Source organism: Micromonospora phaseoli (assembly GCF_900109115.1).
GTDB classification, from domain to species: domain Bacteria; phylum Actinomycetota; class Actinomycetes; order Mycobacteriales; family Micromonosporaceae; genus Micromonospora; species Micromonospora phaseoli.
Window position 1 is genome coordinate 24,225 of record NZ_FNYV01000011.1, and the last position, 20,197, is coordinate 44,421.

Consider the following 20,197-nt stretch of genomic DNA (forward strand, 5'->3'; position numbering starts at 1 on the left):
TGGCCGCGCCGGTGCTGTCGTGGGAGAACGCTACCCGGCGTCGACCGGCCGGATCAGCCGGACAGGGTCAGTCCCAGGTAGACCAGCGTGGTGACCAGTTCGACGGTCGCGCCGAGCACGTCACCGGTGATCCCGCCGAGGCGGCGTACCACGTGCCTGAGCAGCCCGGCCGCGACGGCGAGCGCGCCGAGCACGGCGACCGGCCCCTGCCAGGGACGCTCCGGCACCGCCGCGACCGCGAGCAGCGCGACGGCGATCGTCCCGGTGGCCAGCGCGACCGGCCCGACGGTGCCGGCCACCAGCGCGCCGAGGCCCTCCGGGCGGGCCGCCGGAACGCCCCGCCGGCAGGCGAGCGTCACCCCCAGCCGGCCGGCGGCGACCGCCGTCACCACGGCCGCCAGCGTCGCCGGCCAGGACCGGCCGGCCAGTTCCGCCAGCGCCGCGGCCTGCACCAGCAGGACGAGTACGAGCGCGACCACGCCGAACGGCCCGACGTCAGGCTTCTTCATGATCTCCAGCGCGGCCGGACCACGCCGGTACGACCCGAGCGCGTCCACGGTGTCGGCCAGCCCGTCCAGGTGCAGCCCCCGGGTCAGCAGGGCACCGACGGCGACGGTCACCGCGGCGGCGACCAGCGGCGCGGTGACCGCGCCGAGCGTCAACAGCACACCCGCCAGCGGTACGCCGAGCAGCGCGCCGACCACCGGGGCGAGCGCCATCGCCGTGCCGGCGGTGACCCGGTCGATCCGGCCGGCGCGCACCGGCGCGACGGTGAGGGTGGTCAGTGCCAGCCGCGCTCCGTCGCGCAGGCGTGGCTCAGCCGGCACGCGAGCCGGAGCTGTCCGCCGGTTGGGGTGCCGGTTGCGTGGTCGCCGGCCCCGGTCCGTGGGGCTCCGGCTCGCGGAAGTCGGGCTCGGTCTCCTCGACGGGCTCGGGCTCCGACCCGTCCTCGCCCGCCGCCGGGCCGTCCTCGCCCGCCGCCGGGCCGTCTTCACCCGCCGCCGGTCCGTCCTCGCCCGCGCCCGCCGCCGGCTCGTCCGGCCGGGGCGGCAGGGCGGCGGCCAGCGCCAGCACCGAGCGCAGCAACGGCAGCACGGTCAGCGCGTTCGCCCCCTCGCCGAGGTCGAGCCGCAGCTCCGCCAGCGGCGTCAGGCCGAGCACGTCGGCGGCGAGCGCCACGGCGGGGTGCCCGCCGTGGTCGGCCAGCAGGCACCAGTGCCGCGTCTGCCCGGCCAGATCCCGGCTGACCATCCCGGCGGCCACGCCGACGGGCCCGTCCAGCAGCACCGGGATCCGGCGCGCGGTCGCGCCGAGCAGGACGCCGGTGGCGACGGCGATGTCCCCGCCGCCCAGCTCGGCCAGCACGTCCCGGGCGTCGCGGGAGGACCGGCGGGTGCGGTGCAGCGCGTCCCGGATCGCCGCGCAGCGGGCCATCCAGGCGATGTCGTCGATCTCGCCGCCGCCGGTGACCACCCGGGCGAGCACCGCGGGCGGTTCGGCGCCGGCGGTCGCGGCAAGCACCGCGGCGGCCGTGGCCTCGGTGCCGGCGCCACACGCGGCCAGCACCAGCAGCTGTACGCCGGCGTCCGCGGCCTCCTCGGCGAGCCGCCAGCCGTAGCGCAGGGACGACTCCACCTGCTCGGCGCTGAGCGCCGGTCCGTGCTCGATGGGTGCGGCGGTGGGGGCGTCCACCACCTGCAGGCTGGCCGCGCTCCCGGCCGCCAGCCGGGCGAGTACGCCCTGGCCGGCGCGGGCCTGCTCGGCCCGCCGGGCCGACTCGCCGGCCACCGTGCCGGCGGCGACGCCACCGGCGTGGTCGCCGTGCAGCAGCAGCACCCGCACCGCCTGCCAGGCTGCCGGGGTGGGGGTGCCCTGGGTGGCGGCGGCGAACGAGACCACCTGCTCCAGCACGCCGAGGCCGGTGCCGGGCACGTCGAGGGTGGCCAGCCGCTCCACGGCCTGCGGCCCGGCGTACTCGTCCGGCATCGGCAACTGCATGCCGGGCCGGATGTCCACCTCGGCTGCGGTTGCCGGGCGGGCGGTGCTGGGCGCCGTCGGGCCGTCGGGGCCGATGGCGTCGGGGGCGGTGGCGTCGGGGGCGGTGGCGTCGGCGGGCGGGTCGGGGGTGGTCACCGGCGGCGACTCGGGCAGCGCGGGGCCGCTGCCGTTGACCTGCTGCACGCTAACGGGGCCGGTCTGCGCGCTGACGGGGCCGGTCTGCGTGGGCACCGTCGCACCGGGGCTGCCGGCGGCGGTCCGCACCGGCGGGAGCACGGCGGTCGGTGCCGGCTCGGCGGTGACCGGCTTCAGTCGGCACGGCTGGCCGGCGATGATCAGGACCACCGTGTCGCAGGCGTCGGCGACCGCCCGGTTGACTGTGCCGAGCGCGTCGGTGAACGCCCGGCCCAGCGGCGTCGTCGGTACCAGGGAGAGCCCGACCTCGGGGCTGACCAGCACCAGCCGCGCCGCACAGGCCCGAACGGCGGTGGCCAGTTCGTCGACGGTGGCGGTGTCGTCGGCCGGCTGGTGAGCCGGGTCGAGCAGGACGGCCACCCAGCCGCCGAGGTCGTCGACGAGCAGCGTCTCGTCCGGCCGCGCGCTGGCGATCACGTCGGCGAGCCGGCGCGGGTCGGTCGCGGTCTCCTCGATGCGCCAGGTCGCCGGTCGGCGGGCGCGGTGCGCGGCGAGTCGTCCCGCCCACTCCGGGTCGTCGTCGCCTCCGCTGGGCGCGGTGGCCACATACCGGACCGTGGCCGCGTCGGCCACCAGGGACTCGGCGAACTCCGACTTGCCGGACCGGATGCCGCCGAGGACCAGAAGCGTGTTCCACCCGTCTAGGGACATGGTCGTACCTTACGGCCAGCGGGCCGGGCGAGGCATCGCAGGTACGCGCCGCCGCCGACCGCTGCCGGGCCGGCTCAGTCCTGCCCGGGAGCCCGCTGGAGGTAGTCGTTCGGGTTGACGTCGGCCGGCTTCGGATCCTCCTGCCAGGCGCCCTCGCCGGGGCGCGCGATCAGGGCGTCGATCAGTTCCTGCCGGTCCATCTCCGGTGCCCCCTGGATTCCGCCGGTCACCGCGATGTCGCGTAGCTGCGCCGTGTCCATCTCCGGTATGGGTTTAGTCATCGCCGCCTCCCCGTCGCGAACGATCTCCTCCAGCGGGGCATACCCCGCCCGGTGATGGTTCAGTCGCCGTACTCGAAGGGACTGCCTCGGCGCGAGACCCGGGCCGGTGCCGAGCGGGGTGCCGGCGGTCGATCGACGCCCGTGGCCGGGTCGCCGGCCCGGCGGTGCGACTACGCTGGCGGGGGTCCGTCCCACGGGACATCAGCGGCGAGGGGAGACGCGCACATGGCGTGGAGCTGGCGGTACGAGGGCGCGAACGGCGAGTCGGTCGACGGCCCGGCCGAGTCGTTCGGCAGCCAGGCGGACGCCGAGTCCTGGATCGGCCAGTCCTGGCGGGAGCTCGCGGCATCCGGCGTCACCTCGGTCGCGCTGCTCGAGGACGATCGGGTGGATTACCGGATGAGCCTGCTGCCCGTGGCGGAGTGATGGCGCCCCGGGACGCCGAGCCGCTGGCGCTGGGCATCCCCCGGGCGGCGTTCCGGCCCAGCCCGGTCTTCGGAGCCCTGGTCGCGTTGCTGGTCACCAGCGCCCTGCTTACCTGGCACGGGATCGGCAACGTCCGGCTCGCCGTGTTCGGCTTCGTCGTCTCCGGTTGGCTGGTCTCGCTCTGCCTGCACGAGTACGCCCACGCCGTGCTCGCGTACCGGTTCGGCGACCGGGGCGTGGCCCACCGCGGTTACCTGACGCTCAACCCGCTGAAGTACAGCCACCCGCTGCTGTCCATCGCGTTGCCGGTGGCGGTGGTGCTGCTCGGCGGCATCGGGCTGCCGGGCGGCGCGGTCTGGGTGGACCGGCACGTGATCCCCGGTCGGCTGCGGCACACCCTGGTCAGCCTCGCCGGCCCGGCCACCAACGTGGTCTTCGCGCTGGTGCTGGTGGCGGTGCTGCGCATCGGCGCGCCCGGTGGCGGGCCGGTGGAGTTCTGGGCCGCCGTGGCGCTGCTCGCCTTCCTACAGGTCACCGCCAGCCTGCTCAACCTGTTGCCGGTGCCCGGCCTGGACGGCGGCAACATGATCCAGCCGTGGCTGGGCCCGCAGTACCGGCGGATGTACGACCTCTTCGCGCCGTACGGTTTCATCCTGCTCTTCGCGCTGCTGTGGAACCCGCGCATCGGTGGCTGGTTCTTCGACGCGGTCTTCGCGATCGGCGACCTCATCGGCCTGCCGCCCTGGCTCTACGCCACCGGCCTTGAGCTGATCCGCTTCTGGCAGAGCTGACCGGGCCACCGGTCGGCGGCGGTCACGCCGAGCGCCCGGCCGGCGCGTGCCGCACCGGCCGGGCGCGGTGTGGTCAGGGCCGCTGCGCCGGCGACTCGGTACGCGCGGGGTCGCGCTCGGCCACCGGGTCGACGATGTCGTCGATCGCCTTGAGCAGGCCGGCGTCGAGCTTGACGCCGGCCGCCTTGACGTTGTCGTGCACCTGCTCGGGGCGGGACGCCCCGATGATGGCCGACGACACGTTGGGGTTCTGCAGCACCCAGGCGATGGCCAGCTGGGCCATGCTCAGCCCGGCCTGGTCGGCCAGCGGCCGCAGCTGCTGCACGCGGGTCAACACGTCGTCGGTCAGCCACTTGGCGATGAAGCCCGCACCGGACTTCTCGTCGGTGGCCCGGGAACCGGCCGGCGGCGGCTGGCCGGGGAGGTACTTGCCGGAGAGCACGCCCTGCGCCATCGGCGACCAGACGATCTGCCCGATGCCCAGCTCCTCGCTGGTGGGCACGACCTCGGTCTCGATGACCCGCCAGAGCATCGAGTACTGCGGCTGGCTGGAGACCAGCGGGATGCGCAGCTCCCGGGCGAGGGCGTGGGCCTCGCGGATCTGCGACGCCTTCCACTCCGAGACGCCGATGTAGTGCGCCTTGCCGGAGTGCACGACGTCGGCGAAGGCCTCCATCGTCTCCTCCAGCGGAGTGCTGTAGTCGAACCGGTGGGCCTGGTAGAGGTCCACGTAGTCGGTCCGCAGCCGGCGCAGCGATCCGTTGATCGACTCCATGATGTGCTTGCGGGACAGGCCCCGGTCGTTGCGACCCGGGCCGGTGGGCCAGTACACCTTGGTGAAGATCTCCAGGCCTTCGCGCCGCTCCTGCTCCAGCGCCCGGCCGAGTACGTCCTCGGCGCGGGTGCCGGCGTATACGTCGGCGGTGTCGAAGGTGGTGATGCCGGCGTCGAGGGCGGCCCGGACGCAGGCGAACGCCGCATCCTCCTCGACCTGCGAGCCGTGGGTGATCCAGTTGCCGTACGAGATCTCACTGACCATGAGGCCGGAGCGGCCCAGGTGTCGGAATTCCATCCTCCGACCCTAGCCCGCTCGCCAGGATCGACGGCGACCGCGATCAGACCGGCGACCGCGATCAGCCCCGGCGGCCGTGCTCGGTCCGGTGGCCGTGCTCAGTCCGGCAGCAACGCGTACCGCATGCTCCGGGCCAGCCAGCCCCGATACGTCTGCTCGTCCCAGCCGAGGTCGTGCACCAGCGCGCCGTAGTGGGCCGGGTCGTTGTAGAACCACACCTCGTCGATGGCCCGCTCCACGTCGGACCCCTGACGTAACGGTCCCAGGGTGACCAGTCGCTCGACCACCATCCGAGCACCGAAACGCCGGTTGCGCAGCAGGGTCTGCCAGACCTCGGCCGTCTCGGAGGATCCGTCGGCGGCCCGCCGTACGGTCTCGAACACCCGGGCGGTGCGCCCGCCGATCAGGGTGCACACGTCGGCGTACGCGTCGAGCACCGCCGTTGGGCTGTCCGCGTCCCACACCGGCCGGTACCAGGGCCGTTGGGCGACCGGGATCGGCTCGTCGTCGCCGGCCAGCGCCTCGTCGAGTACCTGGCGCAGCAGCGCCGCCTTCGAACCGAAGGCGGCGAAGACGGTGGGCCGGGCGACGCCGGCCGCCGCGGCGACGTCGGCCAGTGAGGTCGCCGTGTAGCCCCGGGCGACGAACAGTTCGGTCGCGGCGGTGACCACCGCCTGCCGGGTACGCCGGGCGCTCTCTTCACGGACCCGGGAGCGGTACGGCCGGGTCGGCTTTTCGTCCTTGACTTCATCCATGACCCGGTCATACTAGCAATGTATTCACTAGACAACGTGCTATCGATTAGCGATCAGCTATCCAATAGTGCCGTGTATGCCGAAGTCGGCATCCGACCAGGGGAGGTCCCGTGTCGATCCGCCCGCAGCTACTCCGCCACGACGAGGGGGAGGCGTACTGGTTCACCGGCAACCTCGTCACCGTCAAGGCCGCCGGCACACAGACCCGTGGGCAGCTGACCGTGGTCGAGTTCGTCAACCCGCCCGGCTTCGCCCCGCCGCTGCACCGCCACCAACTGGAGGACGAGATGTTCTACGTCCTCTCCGGATCCGCGGTGTTCCACTGCGCGGGGGAGGAGCTGAAGGCCGGACCCGGCGACTTCGTCCTGCTGCCGGTCGGCCTCCCGCACACGTTCGTGGTCGGCGCCGACGAGCCCCTGCGGGTGCTGCAGATCACCACACCGGCCGGCTTCGAGGGGTTCGTCGCCGAGGCCGGGGAACCGGCGACGGAGCTGCGGCTGCCGGACCCGGCACCGGTCGATCCGGCGGCGCTGGGCCACGCCGCCGCCCGGCACGGCATCGAGCTGCTCGGCCCGCCGCCCGGCCACTGACCGATCACAACCCCCGGGGCACTGACCGTTTCCGATCCTCAACTGGAGAACCACCATGACCCTGCTGCTGAGCACCAGCGGTTCCCGGCGGCGTCCCGTCGTCGCGGCACGGATGACAGCGACCATCGCCCTGGCCATGACCCTGGGCCTGGGTCTGGCCGGCTGCACGGCCGAGCCGGCCACCTCGACCGGCCCGGACCAGGCCGCCCCCGCCTCCGGCGGATCCAGGCCCGACGCCGGCGGTGAGGAGATCGACGGCTGCTCGCTGCTGACCGACGCCGAGGTCACCGACATCATCGGGGACAACCCGGGCGGAGTGCCCGGCTCCGAAGGCGGCTGTACCTGGGAGAACCCGGACACCTACCACTCGGTGACACTGGGCATCGGCAGTCCCGGCACCGCCGTCGACGGGAAACTCCCGTCCGCCGATCCGATCCTCGGCGAGCCCGAGGAGGCCGCCGACGGGATGCGGTTCTCCACCGGCGAGGTCGAGTTCGCCAGCGGCGACCGGTACTGCACGCTGCGGGTCGTCACGAGCGTCGTCGACCGCCGCGACCGGCCCACGATGATCCGGCTCGCCGAACTGGTCCGGGACCGGCTCTGAGCGCCCGCCCGCCGGTTCCCCGGTGTGGTCCGACCCGGCCGGGTTGACCGGCCCCTGCTGACCCGGCCGGGTTGACCGGCCCCTGCTGACCCGGCCGGGTGACCGGCCTCTGCTGACCCGGCCGCCGGCCGGGGCCGAGGCGACGAGGTGGACAGATGCGCAGATCACTGCTGGCCGGCCTGCTGGTGGTGCTGGTCGCGGCGACCGGCTGCACGCGGGGCGGGGCCGACCGACCCGGCGCGGCGGAGCACGTGGTGGCCGGGCAGCGGCTGACCGAGAACGAACTCCACTACGGGCAGGCGCCCCGCCCGCATCCGAAGGTCACGTACCAGCCGGACGTCGTGCTGGTCGAGGCCGGCGCGGAGGCGGTGCGTTCGGTCACCGTGGACGGGCTGACCTGGACGTTGGACGCCGCCGCCCGTGGGGTGTCGGAGCTGACACCGGGCAAGGTCATGTTCATCACCTCGCGCGGAGTGGGCCGGGTGGTGGCGGCGGGTGACGCGGGGGACACCCGGACGGTCACCATCGCACCGGTCGAACTCACCGACGTGATCCGCGACGGTGAGTTCGCCAGCGACCAGCCGGTGCCGATCGACGAGCCCATCGCCTACAGCGCAGAGGGTGCGCTGTGGACCGATCACGACGCCGTGACCGCCGCGTCGCCGCCGTCGCCCGGGGTACGCCCCGCGGCGTTCACCGGCTCGCCCACCGCCGGGGCCGCGGCGGCCCTACCGGCGGTGCGCCGCGCACCCGCGTCGCCGGCTCCGGAACGCGTCGAGATGCCCCGCCCGTCCGTCGGCGGCAAGCCGGTGAGTGCGAACGGCTTCACCACCAGGCCCCGGTGCTGCCGCGGCGGCGTCGGCGCGGACATCACGTACGACGACGGGCAGATCCGGTTCGTCGCCAGCGTCATGCTGGCGATGCAGAGCCCGTCGGCGCGGTTCCGCCTGGCCGTCTCCGGCGGCGGGATCAGCGTGGCCGAGTTGCAGGTCTACGGCGGTGGCGGCCTCGACATCAGCATCAAGGGGGCCAGCACGGTCGGTACGGACCGGCAACTGGACCGACGTTTCACCATCCCGGTCGACTTCACCGTGCCGGTCGGCCTCGTCCTGGGGATCCCGTTCACCCTGAGCGTCAGCCAGGAGGTTCTGGTCAAGACGGCGTTTAGCGCCAAGGACGGCAACCTCAGCGCCGCCGGCAGCTACGACCTGCGGGGTACGCTCGGCTTCGGCTACCGCGACGGCGGGTGGGGCGTGCACCGGCCGGCGGGACCCGTCATGCGCTCCAGCCTGGTGGACTCGGTGAAGGGCATCTCGGTGGGCGCCAACGGCGTGGTGCTGGCCTACAAGACGACCTTCACGCTCGGCATCGGTGCCCTCGGCTTCAAGGCGGGGCTGCACCTCGGGTTCAGTGTCTCCACCGGGGTGGCGCGAGGTTCGGCCCTCGCCCAGTTCTTCCCGGTCGCACCGGGCACCCGCAGCATCCACTGTCGCGGCGCCAGCCTGTCGATCTACCTGACCTACTCCGTGGGGTACGTGATCCCGGAACCGGTGGTGAAGGTCGTGAACTTCTTCCTCCGGATCTTCCAGGCGAGACCCATCGCGAGTTCGGGCGGCATCCCGAAGCCACCGGGCCGAGTCAAGCTGTTCAAGAAGGAGCAGTACGAGCCGGCGGGTTGTGCGGCCTGAGGCGTCACCATCCGCCGTCGGGCTACCCCGTAGCCCGCTCAGAGCACCGGGTTGGCGTCGGTGAGCAGCCCTTCGATCTCGGTGACCACCGCGGCCGGATGTTGGAACATCGGGTCGATCAGTCCCGCGCCCCGCCGGTCCAGCGCACCCCAGTTTCCGGCACTGTTGGTCGCCAGGAAGGCGACCGGGTGGATCAGCAGCGCCGGGTGCGCCGGTGCGACGATCACCTGCCCGGTGCGGTCCACCACACCCTTGCGGCCGGCCAGGTCGACCACGGCCAGCCCCTCGTCGGTGAAGCCGTCGATGTAGCGACCGTCGGCGAGGGTGGTGTGGAAACCGTGGTAGCGGGTCGGCACCACGATCCGACCGGTACGGTCGACGGCGCCCCAGCCCTCCCGGCGGACCGTCGCCACGCCCTTACGGAACGGCCGTACCTCGGCGAAGCCGGGCGGTACGGCCACCTCCCCGGCGGTGTCCACCGCCATCCAGCCACTCTCGTCCCGGACCACCCAGGCCAGGCCGTCGGAGAACGGGCGTGCCGCGAGGTAGGCCGGCTCGATCACGGTCTCGCCGGCCAGGTCGATCAACGACCAGCGGTCGGTCTGCGGCCCGCGTACCCAGGCCAGACCGTCGCGGAACGGCTGCGCCTCGGCGTACCGGGCCGGCACGACCATGTCGCCCTCGGCGTCCGCGTAACCCCACAGGCCCTGGCCGCCGTCGCGGGCGGGCACCGGGCTCCGGTCGCGCTCCAACACCTCGTCCCAGCTGCGCGGGTACGGCCCGAAGCCGGTCTCGGCGGCTTGGGCGGCGATCGCGTCCAGCCCGGTCCGGACCCGGTCCAGCAACTCGGCGTCGCCCTCGCCACGCAGATCGAGCGCGCGTTCGAAATGGTGGCAGGCCTCGATCAGCCGGCCCTGGTCGTAGCAGCAGCGGGCGGCGTGCTCGTGCAGAGCGGCCCGCAGTCGATCGGGCAGCTCGACCGAGTTGGCCTCCGCGAACAGCCGGTCGGCCTCCGCGAACTCGCCGCGCCAGCGCAGCACGTGGGCCAGCCGGGCCTGGGCCAGCGCGGTTCGCCGCAACTCTCCGGTCGCCTCGGCGTAGGTCAGCGCCATCCGACCGTCGGCCAGCGCGTCGTCGAGGTCGCCGAGCACCCGCGAGGCGACCGCGCGCAGGCTCAGCAGCCGGGCCCGGGACCGGTTGTCGAGGGCCGTGGCGAGCTTGTCGGTGAGCCGTTGCCGGGCGGTACGCAGTTCCTCCGGATCGTCTACGACTTCGCGCAGGGTGGCCGCGTCGAGTTGCCAACGGTAGTTCGCCAGCACCTGCTCCGGATCGGCCGGCGCCTCGGGTACCGGCTCAGCGTCGTCCGCCGGCTCGGCTGCCTGTTCACCGTCGGTCGGTTCTCCGGAGACGGGTGTCTCGGGGGGCGCGGTCTCGTCGGGTGGCGCGGAGCCGGGGAGCGGTGGGGCGGAGACCGGTAGGGCGGAGACCGGTTCGATGACGTCCTGGTCGGCCGGTGCTGCCGAGTCGGGCGGTGCCGCGACGGGCGGCCCGGAGACCGGCGCCGAGGGTGTGGCGGCGGGGGGTCCACTGACGGGTGCCGCCGCCGGAGCGGACGGTGCGGCGTCCGACGGTGCCCAGGCGGGCGGGGCGGTGGCCTGCTCGGGGTCGACTGTCGATACGGAGCGGGGGGCGGCGGGCGGTGCTCCGCCCGCCGCGGGCGACACCGGCTCGTCGAGGGCAGTCGGCAGTGCCCCGTCCCCGCCGGCCGGCGTCGACGCCGCCGTCTCGGGCGGTGGTGGCGGATCCGCCGGGACCGGTGCCGGTGCGCCGAACCATCCCGGTGCGCCCTCGGACGTTGGTTGGGCCGGTGCGGGCGCGACTGGCTCCGCCGGCGGCGGGACGTACCGGGTGGGCTTCTTGGCGACCCGGGCGGCCGGCGCGTCGGGTTCGCTGCTGGTCCGGTCGGGCGTCGGACCGACCGGTGCCTGGTCGACGAGGTGTCGGGTGGGCCGCTCCGCCGATCCGGAGTCCCGCCCCGGGGTCGCCGGCGTGGCGGCGGGTGGCGCGGAGACGGGGCGGTGGCTGGGTGGCGCCGGGACGGGGCGGGATGTGGCTGGTGCGGCGACGGGTGGCGCGGCGGCGACCGACGGCGCCGGGACCGGCGGCGGGGTGGCCACGACCGGTTGGTCGTGCAGTGGCGCGGGACGGACCTGGTGCTCCTGCAGCGGCGCCGGGCGGACCTCCTCGTGGTGCAACGGCGCCGGCCGTACCGTGTCCCCGGCCGGTCCCCGCTCCGCCGCGGCGACAGGCCGGTCGCGGTGCTGGCCGGGCAGGCCGGTCCGACCCTGGTCGGGGCGTCCGGTCGCGCGTCGGTCCGGTCCTGGAGAGGGAGCGTCGGTCCGGTCCCGGGCCGCCCCCGGGGCAGCGGACCAACCCTGGTGTGCTGCCGCCTCGTCGGGCTGGTGACGCTCCGGGGCGGGCGAGACCGGCCGGGCCCGCCCGGCGGCGGGCGAGACGGGTCGGTCGTGCTCCGGGGTGGGCGAGACGGGCCGGTCGGGAACGACCGACAGGTGACGTCGAGGTGGACCGTCGGGCGCGGGTGAGACGGGTCGCTCGGTGTCGGGCAACTGAGCCGCCGGCCGGTCGACGAATCGTTCCGGCCCGGGCGTCCCGGGCCCGCCGGTCGACCGCCGGTCGTCGCGCCACGGCCGGTCGGCACCCTGCTCAGGGGCGTCCGGACGCTGGTACTCGCGATGATCCCGGCCACTGCTCGGACGCACCGGTCCGGGCGCGGGCCAGGGGAGATCACCACGGGCCGGCGCGGCTTTCGCCTGCTGATCCAGCGACGGCTCGGGACGACCCCGCTCCGGCGACCAGTCGGGTCGGGACCCCTCGGCGGGTGTCGGGCGGACCGGCTCGTCGATGTAGCCGTCCGGGTACGGGGCGCCGTCCGGGTCTCCGACACCGAACTCGGTCCGGTAGCCGTCCACCACCGGGCCGTCGTCGAACGCCGGCTGTCCCGGATGGCTGCTCCACTGGTAGCGGGAGCGTTGGGGGGAGTCCGTCGACGGTCGCCGATCAGCACCCTCCACCGACCGCCGTGCGGCGGACCGGCGGGCGTCGTCGCCCGGCTCCGGCACCCGACCGGCCTCCGGCCAACTGGCGTCCGGCCGCCCCGTCGAGGACACCGGCGTACCACGGCGGAACTGGTCCCGGTCGGTCGGTTCGGAACGACGTGGACGCTGGCCGTAGGGGTCGGGCTCGCGCCGGTCGGGCTCGCGCCGGTCGGGCTCGCGCCGGTCGGGCTCGCGCCGGTCGGGCTCGCGCCGGTCGGGCTCGCGCCGGTCGGGCTCGCGCCGGGCGTACCGGTCGGGGTCGCGGCGGTCGGGTTCGCGCCGGGCGTACCGGTCGCGCTGGTCGGGGTCGCGGCGCGGGTACCGGTCCGGGTCGCGCTGGTCGGGGTCGCGGCGGTCGGGTTCGCGTCGGGCGTACTGGTCGGGTTCGCGTCGATCGGGTTCGCGTCGGCCAGGGTCGCGGCGGTCGGCGTCGCGCCGGGCGTACCGGTCGGGGTCGCGCTGGTCGGGCTCGCGTCGGGCGTACCGATCCGGGTCGTGCTGGTCACGCCGGTCGGCATAGCGGTCCGGGTCGTGGCGGGGCGAGGGGCCCGAGCCCGCCCCCTGCGGCCCGAAGTCCGACCAGGTGACTCCGTCACGTCGGCGGTCGGGATCGCCCTGCGGTGACCGTCGCCGGTCACGCCGGGCCTGCTCCGGCCGTGGCTCGGCAGCGGCCGACCGGTCAACCGGTCGAGCACCGTTGGGGCCGTCGGGACGGCGCGGCCCGGGTAGCTCCTGCCGGCCCGGTCGTCCGTCCGGTTCCTCGTCCCAGGACCGACCCACGTATGTCCCGTCGGGCCTGGTCGGGGCCAGCGGGGGTACCTCGGCCCGCCCGACGGCGCTCGCCCGGCCCCGGGCGGCCCGTGGCTGGCGGTCGACGCCGTCGTCGCCGGGATAGCGCTGACCCGGAAACTGTGGCTGCCACTCGGCCGTCGGCTCGGCGACCCAGGACGGCTCGGCGGGATCGTGCCACCGGTCGGCGTAGCCTCGACTCATCCGGCGGACCCGTCGCTGCCGCCGGGACGTCGCCGGGAGGCGGCGCCGGCCGCGACACGAGGATCCAGGACCGGCCCGGCCGACCCGACGGGACGGCGCCACCGGGCCCCGGCCGTGGCAGCGCCCCGAGCCAGGGTCCGTTCGCTCACGGCCGCGCCCCGATTGTCGGCTCGCGTCCGCTCGCTCACAGCGATGTCACCTCGTCGGAAATGGTCGCGCTGGGCACCCCGGGGCCGGCAAAGTCGCTCGTCCGGGCACCGAATGGCTGCGCATGGAGGGTAGCGGCGCGGGCTTGGTCACCGCCACTGCGGCACCCTCGTCGACCCAAACATTATCCTACTGATCCGGACATTTAGGTCTTTGGCTGAATCGTGCTTCCGACGATACTGCACCCACCGTCAGCCAACCGTCGCCGCAACGACCCGGCCCCTGGATCCTGGTACGTAACCGCCCCCTTCAAGGGCCGGCGCGTACCAGGATCCAGGGGCGGCGGGGCGCGGAGGTGCGGTCAGATCTTGTCGCCGATGGCGACCCGGGGCGCCGGGGTGCGCAGCTTGCGGAAGGTGATCGACCGCATGATCGCGTAGACGTAGAGCGACCCCATGCGCTGGGTGGAGTTCGGGAAGCGCTCCCGGACCAGCTTCTTGATCTTGCGTGAGATGAGCACGGAGTCGATCACCACGCCGATGGCCAGCGCACCCCAGAGCAGGTTGGAGGCGAGCCGGATCACCGGCGGCATCGCCTGGTTCGACCCGATCAGCACCACCAGGGCGCCGCCGAAGAACCAGGTGCCGACCGTACGCCGGGAGTCGACCACGTTGCGCGCCAGCAGCCGCTCCGGACCCCGGTCGCGGGGCCCACCCTCACGCCGGAACTCCGCGGCCGCCTCGGCGCGCCGTTGCCGGCGTACCGCCTTGGCCTCTTCCTTGCTCAGCGCCTTGACGGCGCCGGCCGGGCGGCGGCCGGTGGCGGGGCGCTTGGGCGTCTCCCGCCCCTTGCTCGGGGTGTAGCCACGGGAACGGGCGGCCTCGGCCTCCTCCTCCGCCGGGGTCAGCGGCTCGGTGGCAGGCTCGGCGAGGTCAGCGGACTTGCGGCGAAACAGCGACGGCACGCGGCAAGGGTAGCCAACGCCCGGCGTCCGGTGCACATCGCGGGTGCACCGGACGCGAGCGGCCCGGCGGCGCCGGGTACGCGGCCGGAACTACGGCCGCTCGACGTGCGCGCCGAGGTCGGCGAGCTTGGCCTCGAAGTCCTCGTAGCCCCGGTTGATCAGGTCGACGCCGTACACCCGGGAGGTCCCCTCGGCCGCCAGCGCGGCGATCAGGTGGCTGAAGCCGGCCCGCAGGTCGGGAATGACCAGATCGGCGGCGTGCAGCTTGCTCGGCCCGGCGATCACGGCCGAGTGCTTGAAGTTGCGCCGGCCGAAGCGGCACGGGGTACCGCCCAGGCAGTCCCGGTAGACCTGGATGTTCGCGCCCATCGTGTTCAGCGCCTCGGTGTAGCCCAGCCGCTGCTCGTAGACCGTCTCGTGGACGATCGACAGGCCGCGCGCCTGGGTCAGCGCCACCACCAGCGGCTGCTGCCAGTCGGTCATGAAGCCCGGGTGCACGTCGGTCTCCAGCGCGGTGGCCTGGAGCTCGCCGCCCGGGTGCCAGAAGCGGATGCCACCCTCCTGGCCCGGGTTCCCCAGCCGGGGCGGCCGGGTGTCGGTCACCTCGTACTCGCCGCCGACCGAACGGAAGACGTTGAGGAAGGTCATCATGTCGGCCTGCTCGGCGCCGAGCACCTCGACGTGGCCACGGGTGGCCAGCGCCGCCGCGGCCCAGCTCGCCGCCTCGATCCGGTCCGGGATCGGCCGGTGGTGGTAGCCGTGCAGCTTCGGCACACCCTGGATCTCGATCACCCGGTCGGTGTGCACCTTGATGATCGCGCCCATCTTCTGCAGGATGCAGATCAGGTCGATGATCTCCGGCTCCACGGCGGCGTTGCGCAGCTCGGTGACACCCTCGGCCATGACCGCGGTGAGCAGCACCTGCTCCGTCGCGCCCACACTCGGGTAGGGCAGCGCGAACTTGGTGCCGTGCAGACCGTTCGGCGCGGAGAGGTGCAGCCCCTCGGGGGTCTTGTCGATCGTGGCGCCGAACTCCCGCAGCGCCTGCAGATGGAAGTCGATCGGCCGCGGCCCGATGTGGCAGCCGCCCAGGTCCGGGATGAAGGCGTGCCCGAGGCGGTGCAGCAGCGGCCCGCAGAACAGGATCGGGATCCGGCTGGAGCCGGCGTGCACGTTGATCTGGTCGGTGCTGGCGCTCTCCACGTTCGCCGGGTCGAAGACGAGTTCGCCGTCCTCCTCGCCGTCGGTGACCTTCACGCCGTGCAGTCCGAGCAGGCCCCGGACCACCTCCACATCACGGATCCTCGGTACGTCGAACAGGCGGCTCGGGCTGTCGCCGAGCAACGCGGCGACCATCGCCTTGGAAACCAGGTTCTTCGCGCCGCGCACCCGGATCCGCCCTTGCAGCGGGGTGCCTCCGTGTACGACCAGGACGTCGTCGGTCAACGCAACCTCCAGCGCGTGCGTGCTGCCGTTTCGATGGGGGGACACCACCGGTCGCTACCCGGGGCGCGGTAGCGGCCAAACTCCCGCGCCCGCGTTTGTCGTCGCCCGGCAGCATAGCCCTCCGTGATGAGAATGGATCCGGTCACACCGCCGTGGAGGGCATTTATCGGTGATCCGGCACTTTTGTGTACCACTGGCACTACCGAGGGTGATTGCCCTTCCGGTGCTCAGGCACCGGGTAGCGCGAGCATCTGGTCCAGCGCCACCCGGGCGTGGTGGGCGGTGTCGGCGTCGACCGTGATCCGGTTGGCCACCCGACCCGCGACCAACTCCTCCAGCGCCCACACCAGGTGCGGAAGGTCGATCCGATTCATCGTCGAGCAGTAGCAGACCGCCCGGTCCAGGAACATGATCTGCTTGTCGGGGTGGGCCAGGGCGAGCCGGCGGACCAGGTTCAGCTCGGTGCCCACCGCCCACGCCGAGCCGGCGGGCGCCGCGTCGATGGTGCGGATGATGTACTCCGTCGAGCCCACCAGGTCGGCCGCGTTGACCACCTCGTGCCGGCACTCGGGGTGCACCAGCACGTTGACCCCGGGTACCCGCGAGCGGACGTCGTTGACGCTGTCCAGCGTGAACCGGCCGTGCACCGAGCAGTGACCGCGCCAGAGGATCATCCGCGCGTCGCGCAGCTGCTCCGGCGTCAGCCCGCCGCCCGGCTTGTGCGGGTCGTAGAGCACGCAGTCGTCCAGGGAGAAGCCCATCTCCAGCACCGCGGTGTTGCGGCCCAGGTGCTGGTCGGGCAGGAAGAGCACCTTCTCACCCTGCTGGTACGCCCACTCCAGGGCCCGCTTCGCGTTCGACGAGGTGCACACCACACCGCCGTTGCGCCCGACGAAACCCTTGATGTCCGCCGAGGAGTTCATGTAGGTCACCGGGACGGTCCGCTCCGCGACGCCCAGCTCGGTGAGCACGTCCCAGGCGTTCTCCACCTGCGGCAGCGCCGCCATGTCCGCCATCGAGCAGCCGGCCGCCAGGTCCGGCAGGATCACCTGCTGGGTGTCGGAGGTGAGGATGTCGGCGCTCTCGGCCATGAAGTGCACGCCGCAGAAGACGATGTACTCCGCGTCCGGTCGGGCGGCGGCCTCCCGGGCCAGCTTGAACGAGTCGCCGGTCACGTCGGCGAACTGGATCACCTCGTCGCGCTGGTAGTGGTGGCCCAGCACGAAGACCTTCTCGCCCAGCGCGGCCTTGGCCGCCGCCGCGCGGGCCACCAGGTCGGGGTCGCTCGGTGCCGGCAGGTCACCCGGACACTCCACGCCACGTTCGGTGGCAGGGTCGCTGCCGCGGCCGAGAAGCAGCAGCGCAGTGGCGGTGTTGGAGGGTTCAACCCAGGTCGACGTCACGCCCTCCATGGTCCCACAGCGTGACCGGCGCGCCGTCCCCGTCGGTGTGGGCTGCCACACTGCCAGACATGCGCGTACTGCTCTGCCCGGACAAGTTCGCCGGCACGCTGCCGGCCCCGCAGGTGGCCGCCGCGGTGGCCGACGGCTGGCGGGAGGTGGCACCCGGCGACGACCTGCTGGTCAGGCCACTGGCCGACGGGGGACCGGGGTTTCTCGACGTGCTCGCCGAGGCGCTGCCCGGCCGGCGGGTGCCGGTGTCGACGGTCGATCCGCTGGGGCGCCCGACGTCCGGTGAGATCCTGCTCACCGACGGCGGCGCGACCGCGTGGCTGGAGAGCGCCCAGGCGTGCGGGCTGCACCTGCTCGACGCCGCCGAGCGCGACCCGAAGGCCGTCACGTCGTACGGGCTGGGCCTGCTGATCGCTGCCGCGGTCGAGACCGGCGCCCGTACGGTGGTCGTCGGTCTGGGCGGTTCGGCCACCAACGACGGCGGCGCGGGCATGCTCACCGCGCTGGGCGCGGTCCCGCTGGACGAGACCGGCTCCGCCCTGCCGTACGGCGGCGCGGCGCTGGTGGCGGTGGCCACGCTCGACGGCGCACCCCGGCTGCGCGAGGTGCGGCTGATCGCCGCCACCGACGTCGACAACCCGCTGCTCGGGCTGCACGGGGCGAGCAACGTCTTCGGGCCGCAGAAGGGCGCCGACCGGGCCGACGTGCTGCTGCTCGACGGCGCGCTGCAACGCTGGGCCGAGGTGCTGGAGCGTGACCTGCCCGGCTGCCCCACCGGGCTGGGCGCGCTGCCCGGCGGTGGCGCGGCCGGCGGCATCGGCGCGGCGCTGCTGGCCCTCGGCGGTCGGTGCGAGTCGGGCATCGGGCTGGTCAGCCGGGCCGTCGGGCTGGACACCGCGCTCGACGGGGTCGACCTGGTGGTCACCGGGGAGGGCAAGTTCGACCACCAGTCGCTGCGCGGCAAGGTGGTCGCCGGAGTGGCCGGCGCCGCCCGTGACCGAGGCGTACCCTGCGTCGTGCTCGCCGGCCAGGTGAGCACTGGCCGGCGCGAGGCGGCCTCGGTTGGGGTGACCGACGCGTACAGCCTGGTGGAGCACTTCGGCGGTGAGGAGCGCGGCGGGCTGACTGCCGCGCTGGACCGCCCGGCGGAGGGACTGCGGGCGCTCGGCGCCCGACTGGCCCGGCAGTGGAGCCGCTGACGCCGATCGCGTGTCGCTCCCGGCCGCCCGGGTATCAGGTGTCGGGGCGGGGCCGCTGGAGTGGCTGGTCACGCCGCCGGGCCGTCGGCGCTCCGGCGGCCTACAATCAGGTACTGGACCACTGTGGGAATCACCGACCGGCTGCTGAGGTTGGCCAGGGGAGACCACACCGAACGCGCGCAGGGAGAATTCCACGTGACCACGCCAGCGCAGACCGAGTCGACCGAGGCCAAGGCCCCCACGTCCGTCGTCCTCACCGACGTCGCGGCGCAGAAGGTCAAGGCCCTGATCGAGCAGGAGGGCCGCGACGACCTGCGGCTCCGGATCGCCGTGCAGCCGGGCGGCTGCTCCGGCCTGCGGTACCAGTTGTTCTTCGACGAGCGTTCGCTCGACGGTGACATCGTCACCGACTATGACGGTGTCGAGGTGGTCGTCGACCGGATGAGCAGCCCTTACCTGACCGGCGCCACCATCGACTTCGCCGACCGGATCGACGCCCAGGGCTTCACCATCGACAACCCCAACGCGGGCAACTCCTGCGCCTGCGGCGACTCCTTCAGCTGAGTCGGTCGGTCTTCACGACGGCGGGACGGCCCTACCCGGGCCGTCCCGCCGTCGTCATCTCCCACCACACTGCAGGCGTTGATCAAGAAGTTCTGGTCGCGACACACGCGGCGGCGCGACCAAAACTTCTTGATCAACGCCGCAGTCGGGTTGGGGACTGTGGGGTGGGTGAGATGGGGTCGGCCGGTCGCTGCGGGGGCCGGGTGCCGGTAGGCTGACCGCGCCCTGCTGCCGACCCTGAGGGTTGCCATGAAGATCGCCGTGACCGGCTCGATCGCCACCGACCACCTGATGAGCTTCCCGGGCCGGTTCGCCGACCAGCTCATCGCCGACCAACTGCACAAGGTCTCGCTCTCCTTCCTGGTGGACGACCTGGTGCTGCGCCGGGGCGGGGTGGCGGCCAACATCGCGTTCGGCATGGGGCAGCTCGGTCTGCGCTCGGTGCTGCTCGGTGCCGTCGGTGCCGACTTCGCCGACTACCGCTCGTGGCTGGAGCGGCACGGGGTCGACTGCGACTCGGTGCACGTCAGCGAGGTGGCGCACACCGCGCGCTTCGTCTGCACCACCGACACCGACATGTGTCAGATCGCCTCGTTCTACGCGGGGGCGATGAGCGAGGCGCGCAACATCGAGCTGCACCCCGTCGCGCAGCGCCTCGGCGGGCTGGACCTGGTACTGGTCAGCGCCAACGACCCGGAGGCGATGCTGCGCCACTCCGCCGAGTGCCGTGAGCGGGGCTACGCCTTCGTCGCCGACCCCTCCCAGCAGCTCGCCCGGATGGCCGGCGAGGACGTGGCGTCGCTGATCGACGGCGCCGAGTACCTGATGACCAACGACTACGAGAAGTCGCTGCTGCAGAGCAAGGCCGGGCTGAGTGACGACCAGTTGCTGGAGCGGGTCCGGGTCCGGGTCACCACGCTGGGCAAGCACGGGGTGGAGATCGCCGGGCGGGACATCGACCCGATCCACGTGCCGATCGCCCGGGAGGCCGAGGCGGTCGACCCCACCGGCGTCGGCGACGGCTTCCGCGCCGGCTTCTTCACCGCCCTGTCCTGGGGCGTCGGGCTGGAGCGCGCCGCCCAGGTCGGCTCGCTGCTCGCCGCGCTGGTGCTGGAGACCGTCGGTACCCAGGAGTACCAGGTGCGCCACGACCTGTTCGTCAAGCGCCTCGCCGAGTCGTACGGCGACGAGGCCGCCGACGAGATCCGTCCCCACCTGCTGCCCTGACGGCGCGAGCCGGCGCGAGGCGGCGCGAGGCGGCGCGAGGCGTTAATAGGGGGCCCTTCCTATACACCAGGCGTTAAC

At 73.7% G+C, this 20,197-nt stretch carries 17 protein-coding genes; 8 read left to right on the top strand and 9 right to left on the bottom strand.

Going from position 1 to position 20,197, the window contains the following annotated elements; genetic code table 11:
• Positions 1-53: 53 nt before the first annotated feature.
• From BMY89_RS23790 to BMY89_RS23800, 3 genes are all read right to left on the bottom strand, one after another.
• Positions 54-827: an adenosylcobinamide-GDP ribazoletransferase gene (locus tag BMY89_RS23790; RefSeq protein WP_092382289.1), complete on the bottom strand. Its 774-nt coding sequence runs from the start codon at positions 825-827 to the stop codon at positions 54-56.
• Positions 817-2,844 carry a bifunctional adenosylcobinamide kinase/adenosylcobinamide-phosphate guanylyltransferase gene (locus BMY89_RS23795; RefSeq protein ID WP_092382290.1) on the bottom strand — a complete coding sequence of 676 codons (2,028 nt, stop codon included), beginning with the start codon at positions 2,842-2,844 and terminating at the stop codon, positions 817-819. The genes BMY89_RS23790 and BMY89_RS23795 overlap by 11 nt, the downstream gene beginning before the upstream one ends.
• A gap of 74 nt (positions 2,845-2,918) precedes the next feature.
• Complete coding sequence (locus BMY89_RS23800) at positions 2,919-3,125, bottom strand: Rho termination factor N-terminal domain-containing protein (RefSeq protein ID WP_092382291.1); 207 nt, start codon at positions 3,123-3,125, stop codon at positions 2,919-2,921.
• A 225-nt stretch (positions 3,126-3,350) separates the two neighbouring features.
• Between BMY89_RS23800 and BMY89_RS23805 the strand changes: the two genes are divergently transcribed.
• Both BMY89_RS23805 and BMY89_RS23810 read left to right on the top strand, forming a co-directional pair.
• Positions 3,351-3,551 carry a hypothetical protein gene (locus BMY89_RS23805; protein WP_092382292.1) on the top strand — a complete coding sequence of 67 codons (201 nt, stop codon included), beginning with the start codon at positions 3,351-3,353 and terminating at the stop codon, positions 3,549-3,551.
• Complete coding sequence (locus BMY89_RS23810; protein WP_092382293.1) at positions 3,551-4,342, top strand: site-2 protease family protein; 792 nt, start codon at positions 3,551-3,553, stop codon at positions 4,340-4,342. Before BMY89_RS23805 ends, BMY89_RS23810 begins: the two co-directional genes overlap by 1 nt.
• A 73-nt stretch (positions 4,343-4,415) precedes the next feature.
• Here the strand turns inward: BMY89_RS23810 and BMY89_RS23815 are convergent, their stop codons facing one another.
• Entirely contained in the window at positions 4,416-5,414 is a 999-nt protein-coding gene (locus BMY89_RS23815; protein ID WP_092382294.1) for an aldo/keto reductase family protein, read from the bottom strand.
• Positions 5,415-5,512: 98 nt separating this feature from the next.
• On the bottom strand, positions 5,513-6,169 hold the full coding sequence (locus BMY89_RS23820; RefSeq protein ID WP_092382295.1) for a TetR/AcrR family transcriptional regulator: 657 nt from the start codon (positions 6,167-6,169) through the stop codon (positions 5,513-5,515).
• Between the two features lie 110 nt (positions 6,170-6,279).
• On the opposite strand from BMY89_RS23820, the gene BMY89_RS23825 reads away from it, so the two are divergent.
• From BMY89_RS23825 to BMY89_RS23835, 3 genes are all read left to right on the top strand, one after another.
• Positions 6,280-6,759, top strand: coding sequence for a quercetin 2,3-dioxygenase (locus tag BMY89_RS23825; protein WP_092382296.1), 480 nt, complete (start codon positions 6,280-6,282; stop codon positions 6,757-6,759).
• Positions 6,760-6,814: 55 nt separating this feature from the next.
• On the top strand, positions 6,815-7,363 hold the full coding sequence (locus BMY89_RS23830; protein ID WP_092382297.1) for a DUF3558 family protein: 549 nt from the start codon (positions 6,815-6,817) through the stop codon (positions 7,361-7,363).
• Positions 7,364-7,518: 155 nt separating this feature from the next.
• Positions 7,519-9,051, top strand: a complete 1,533-nt coding sequence (locus BMY89_RS23835) for a hypothetical protein (protein ID WP_092382298.1) — start codon at positions 7,519-7,521, stop codon at positions 9,049-9,051.
• 38 nt (positions 9,052-9,089) lie between these two features.
• Here BMY89_RS23835 and BMY89_RS31095 read toward each other — a convergent pair whose 3' ends face one another.
• The 4 genes from BMY89_RS31095 to nadA form a co-directional block, all read right to left on the bottom strand.
• Entirely contained in the window at positions 9,090-13,160 is a 4,071-nt protein-coding gene (locus BMY89_RS31095) for a WG repeat-containing protein (RefSeq protein ID WP_232521523.1), read from the bottom strand.
• A gap of 508 nt (positions 13,161-13,668) precedes the next feature.
• On the bottom strand, positions 13,669-14,271 hold the full coding sequence (locus BMY89_RS23845; protein WP_092382299.1) for a DUF3043 domain-containing protein: 603 nt from the start codon (positions 14,269-14,271) through the stop codon (positions 13,669-13,671).
• A 90-nt stretch (positions 14,272-14,361) separates the two neighbouring features.
• Positions 14,362-15,717 (bottom strand): UDP-N-acetylglucosamine 1-carboxyvinyltransferase, encoded by a 1,356-nt coding sequence (gene murA / locus BMY89_RS23850; protein ID WP_092382300.1) that lies wholly within the window; start codon positions 15,715-15,717, stop codon positions 14,362-14,364.
• A 227-nt stretch (positions 15,718-15,944) separates the two neighbouring features.
• Positions 15,945-17,120, bottom strand: a complete 1,176-nt coding sequence (gene nadA, locus BMY89_RS23855) for a quinolinate synthase NadA (protein ID WP_092382431.1) — start codon at positions 17,118-17,120, stop codon at positions 15,945-15,947.
• 68 nt (positions 17,121-17,188) lie between these two features.
• Between nadA and BMY89_RS23860 the strand changes: the two genes are divergently transcribed.
• The 3 genes from BMY89_RS23860 to BMY89_RS23870 all read left to right on the top strand — a co-directional run bounded on the left by BMY89_RS23860 (position 17,189) and on the right by BMY89_RS23870 (position 20,119).
• On the top strand, positions 17,189-18,328 hold the full coding sequence (locus BMY89_RS23860) for a glycerate kinase family protein (protein WP_092382301.1): 1,140 nt from the start codon (positions 17,189-17,191) through the stop codon (positions 18,326-18,328).
• A gap of 195 nt (positions 18,329-18,523) precedes the next feature.
• Positions 18,524-18,892: an iron-sulfur cluster insertion protein ErpA gene (gene erpA / locus BMY89_RS23865; RefSeq protein ID WP_092382302.1), complete on the top strand. Its 369-nt coding sequence runs from the start codon at positions 18,524-18,526 to the stop codon at positions 18,890-18,892.
• 249 nt (positions 18,893-19,141) lie between these two features.
• Positions 19,142-20,119, top strand: a complete 978-nt coding sequence (locus BMY89_RS23870; RefSeq protein ID WP_092382303.1) for a carbohydrate kinase family protein — start codon at positions 19,142-19,144, stop codon at positions 20,117-20,119.
• The last annotated feature ends 78 nt before the right edge of the window (positions 20,120-20,197 follow it).

What these genes read in the sequence shown, in the direction of transcription:
- BMY89_RS23815 (WP_092382294.1), bottom strand. Translation starts at nt 5,414, where the DNA reads ATGGAATTCCGACACCTGGGCCGCTCCGGCCTCATGGTCAGTGAGATC.
- BMY89_RS23800 (WP_092382291.1), bottom strand. Translation starts at nt 3,125, where the DNA reads ATGACTAAACCCATACCGGAGATGGACACGGCGCAGCTACGCGACATC.
- BMY89_RS23830 (WP_092382297.1), top strand. Translation starts at nt 6,815, where the DNA reads ATGACCCTGCTGCTGAGCACCAGCGGTTCCCGGCGGCGTCCCGTCGTC.
- BMY89_RS23835 (WP_092382298.1), top strand. Translation starts at nt 7,519, where the DNA reads ATGCGCAGATCACTGCTGGCCGGCCTGCTGGTGGTGCTGGTCGCGGCG.
- BMY89_RS23820 (WP_092382295.1), bottom strand. Translation starts at nt 6,169, where the DNA reads ATGGATGAAGTCAAGGACGAAAAGCCGACCCGGCCGTACCGCTCCCGG.
- BMY89_RS23870 (WP_092382303.1), top strand. Translation starts at nt 19,142, where the DNA reads ATGAAGATCGCCGTGACCGGCTCGATCGCCACCGACCACCTGATGAGC.
- BMY89_RS23805 (WP_092382292.1), top strand. Translation starts at nt 3,351, where the DNA reads ATGGCGTGGAGCTGGCGGTACGAGGGCGCGAACGGCGAGTCGGTCGAC.
- BMY89_RS23810 (WP_092382293.1), top strand. Translation starts at nt 3,551, where the DNA reads ATGGCGCCCCGGGACGCCGAGCCGCTGGCGCTGGGCATCCCCCGGGCG.
- BMY89_RS23860 (WP_092382301.1), top strand. Translation starts at nt 17,189, where the DNA reads ATGCGCGTACTGCTCTGCCCGGACAAGTTCGCCGGCACGCTGCCGGCC.
- BMY89_RS31095 (WP_232521523.1), bottom strand. Translation starts at nt 13,160, where the DNA reads ATGAGTCGAGGCTACGCCGACCGGTGGCACGATCCCGCCGAGCCGTCC.
- BMY89_RS23795 (WP_092382290.1), bottom strand. Translation starts at nt 2,844, where the DNA reads ATGTCCCTAGACGGGTGGAACACGCTTCTGGTCCTCGGCGGCATCCGG.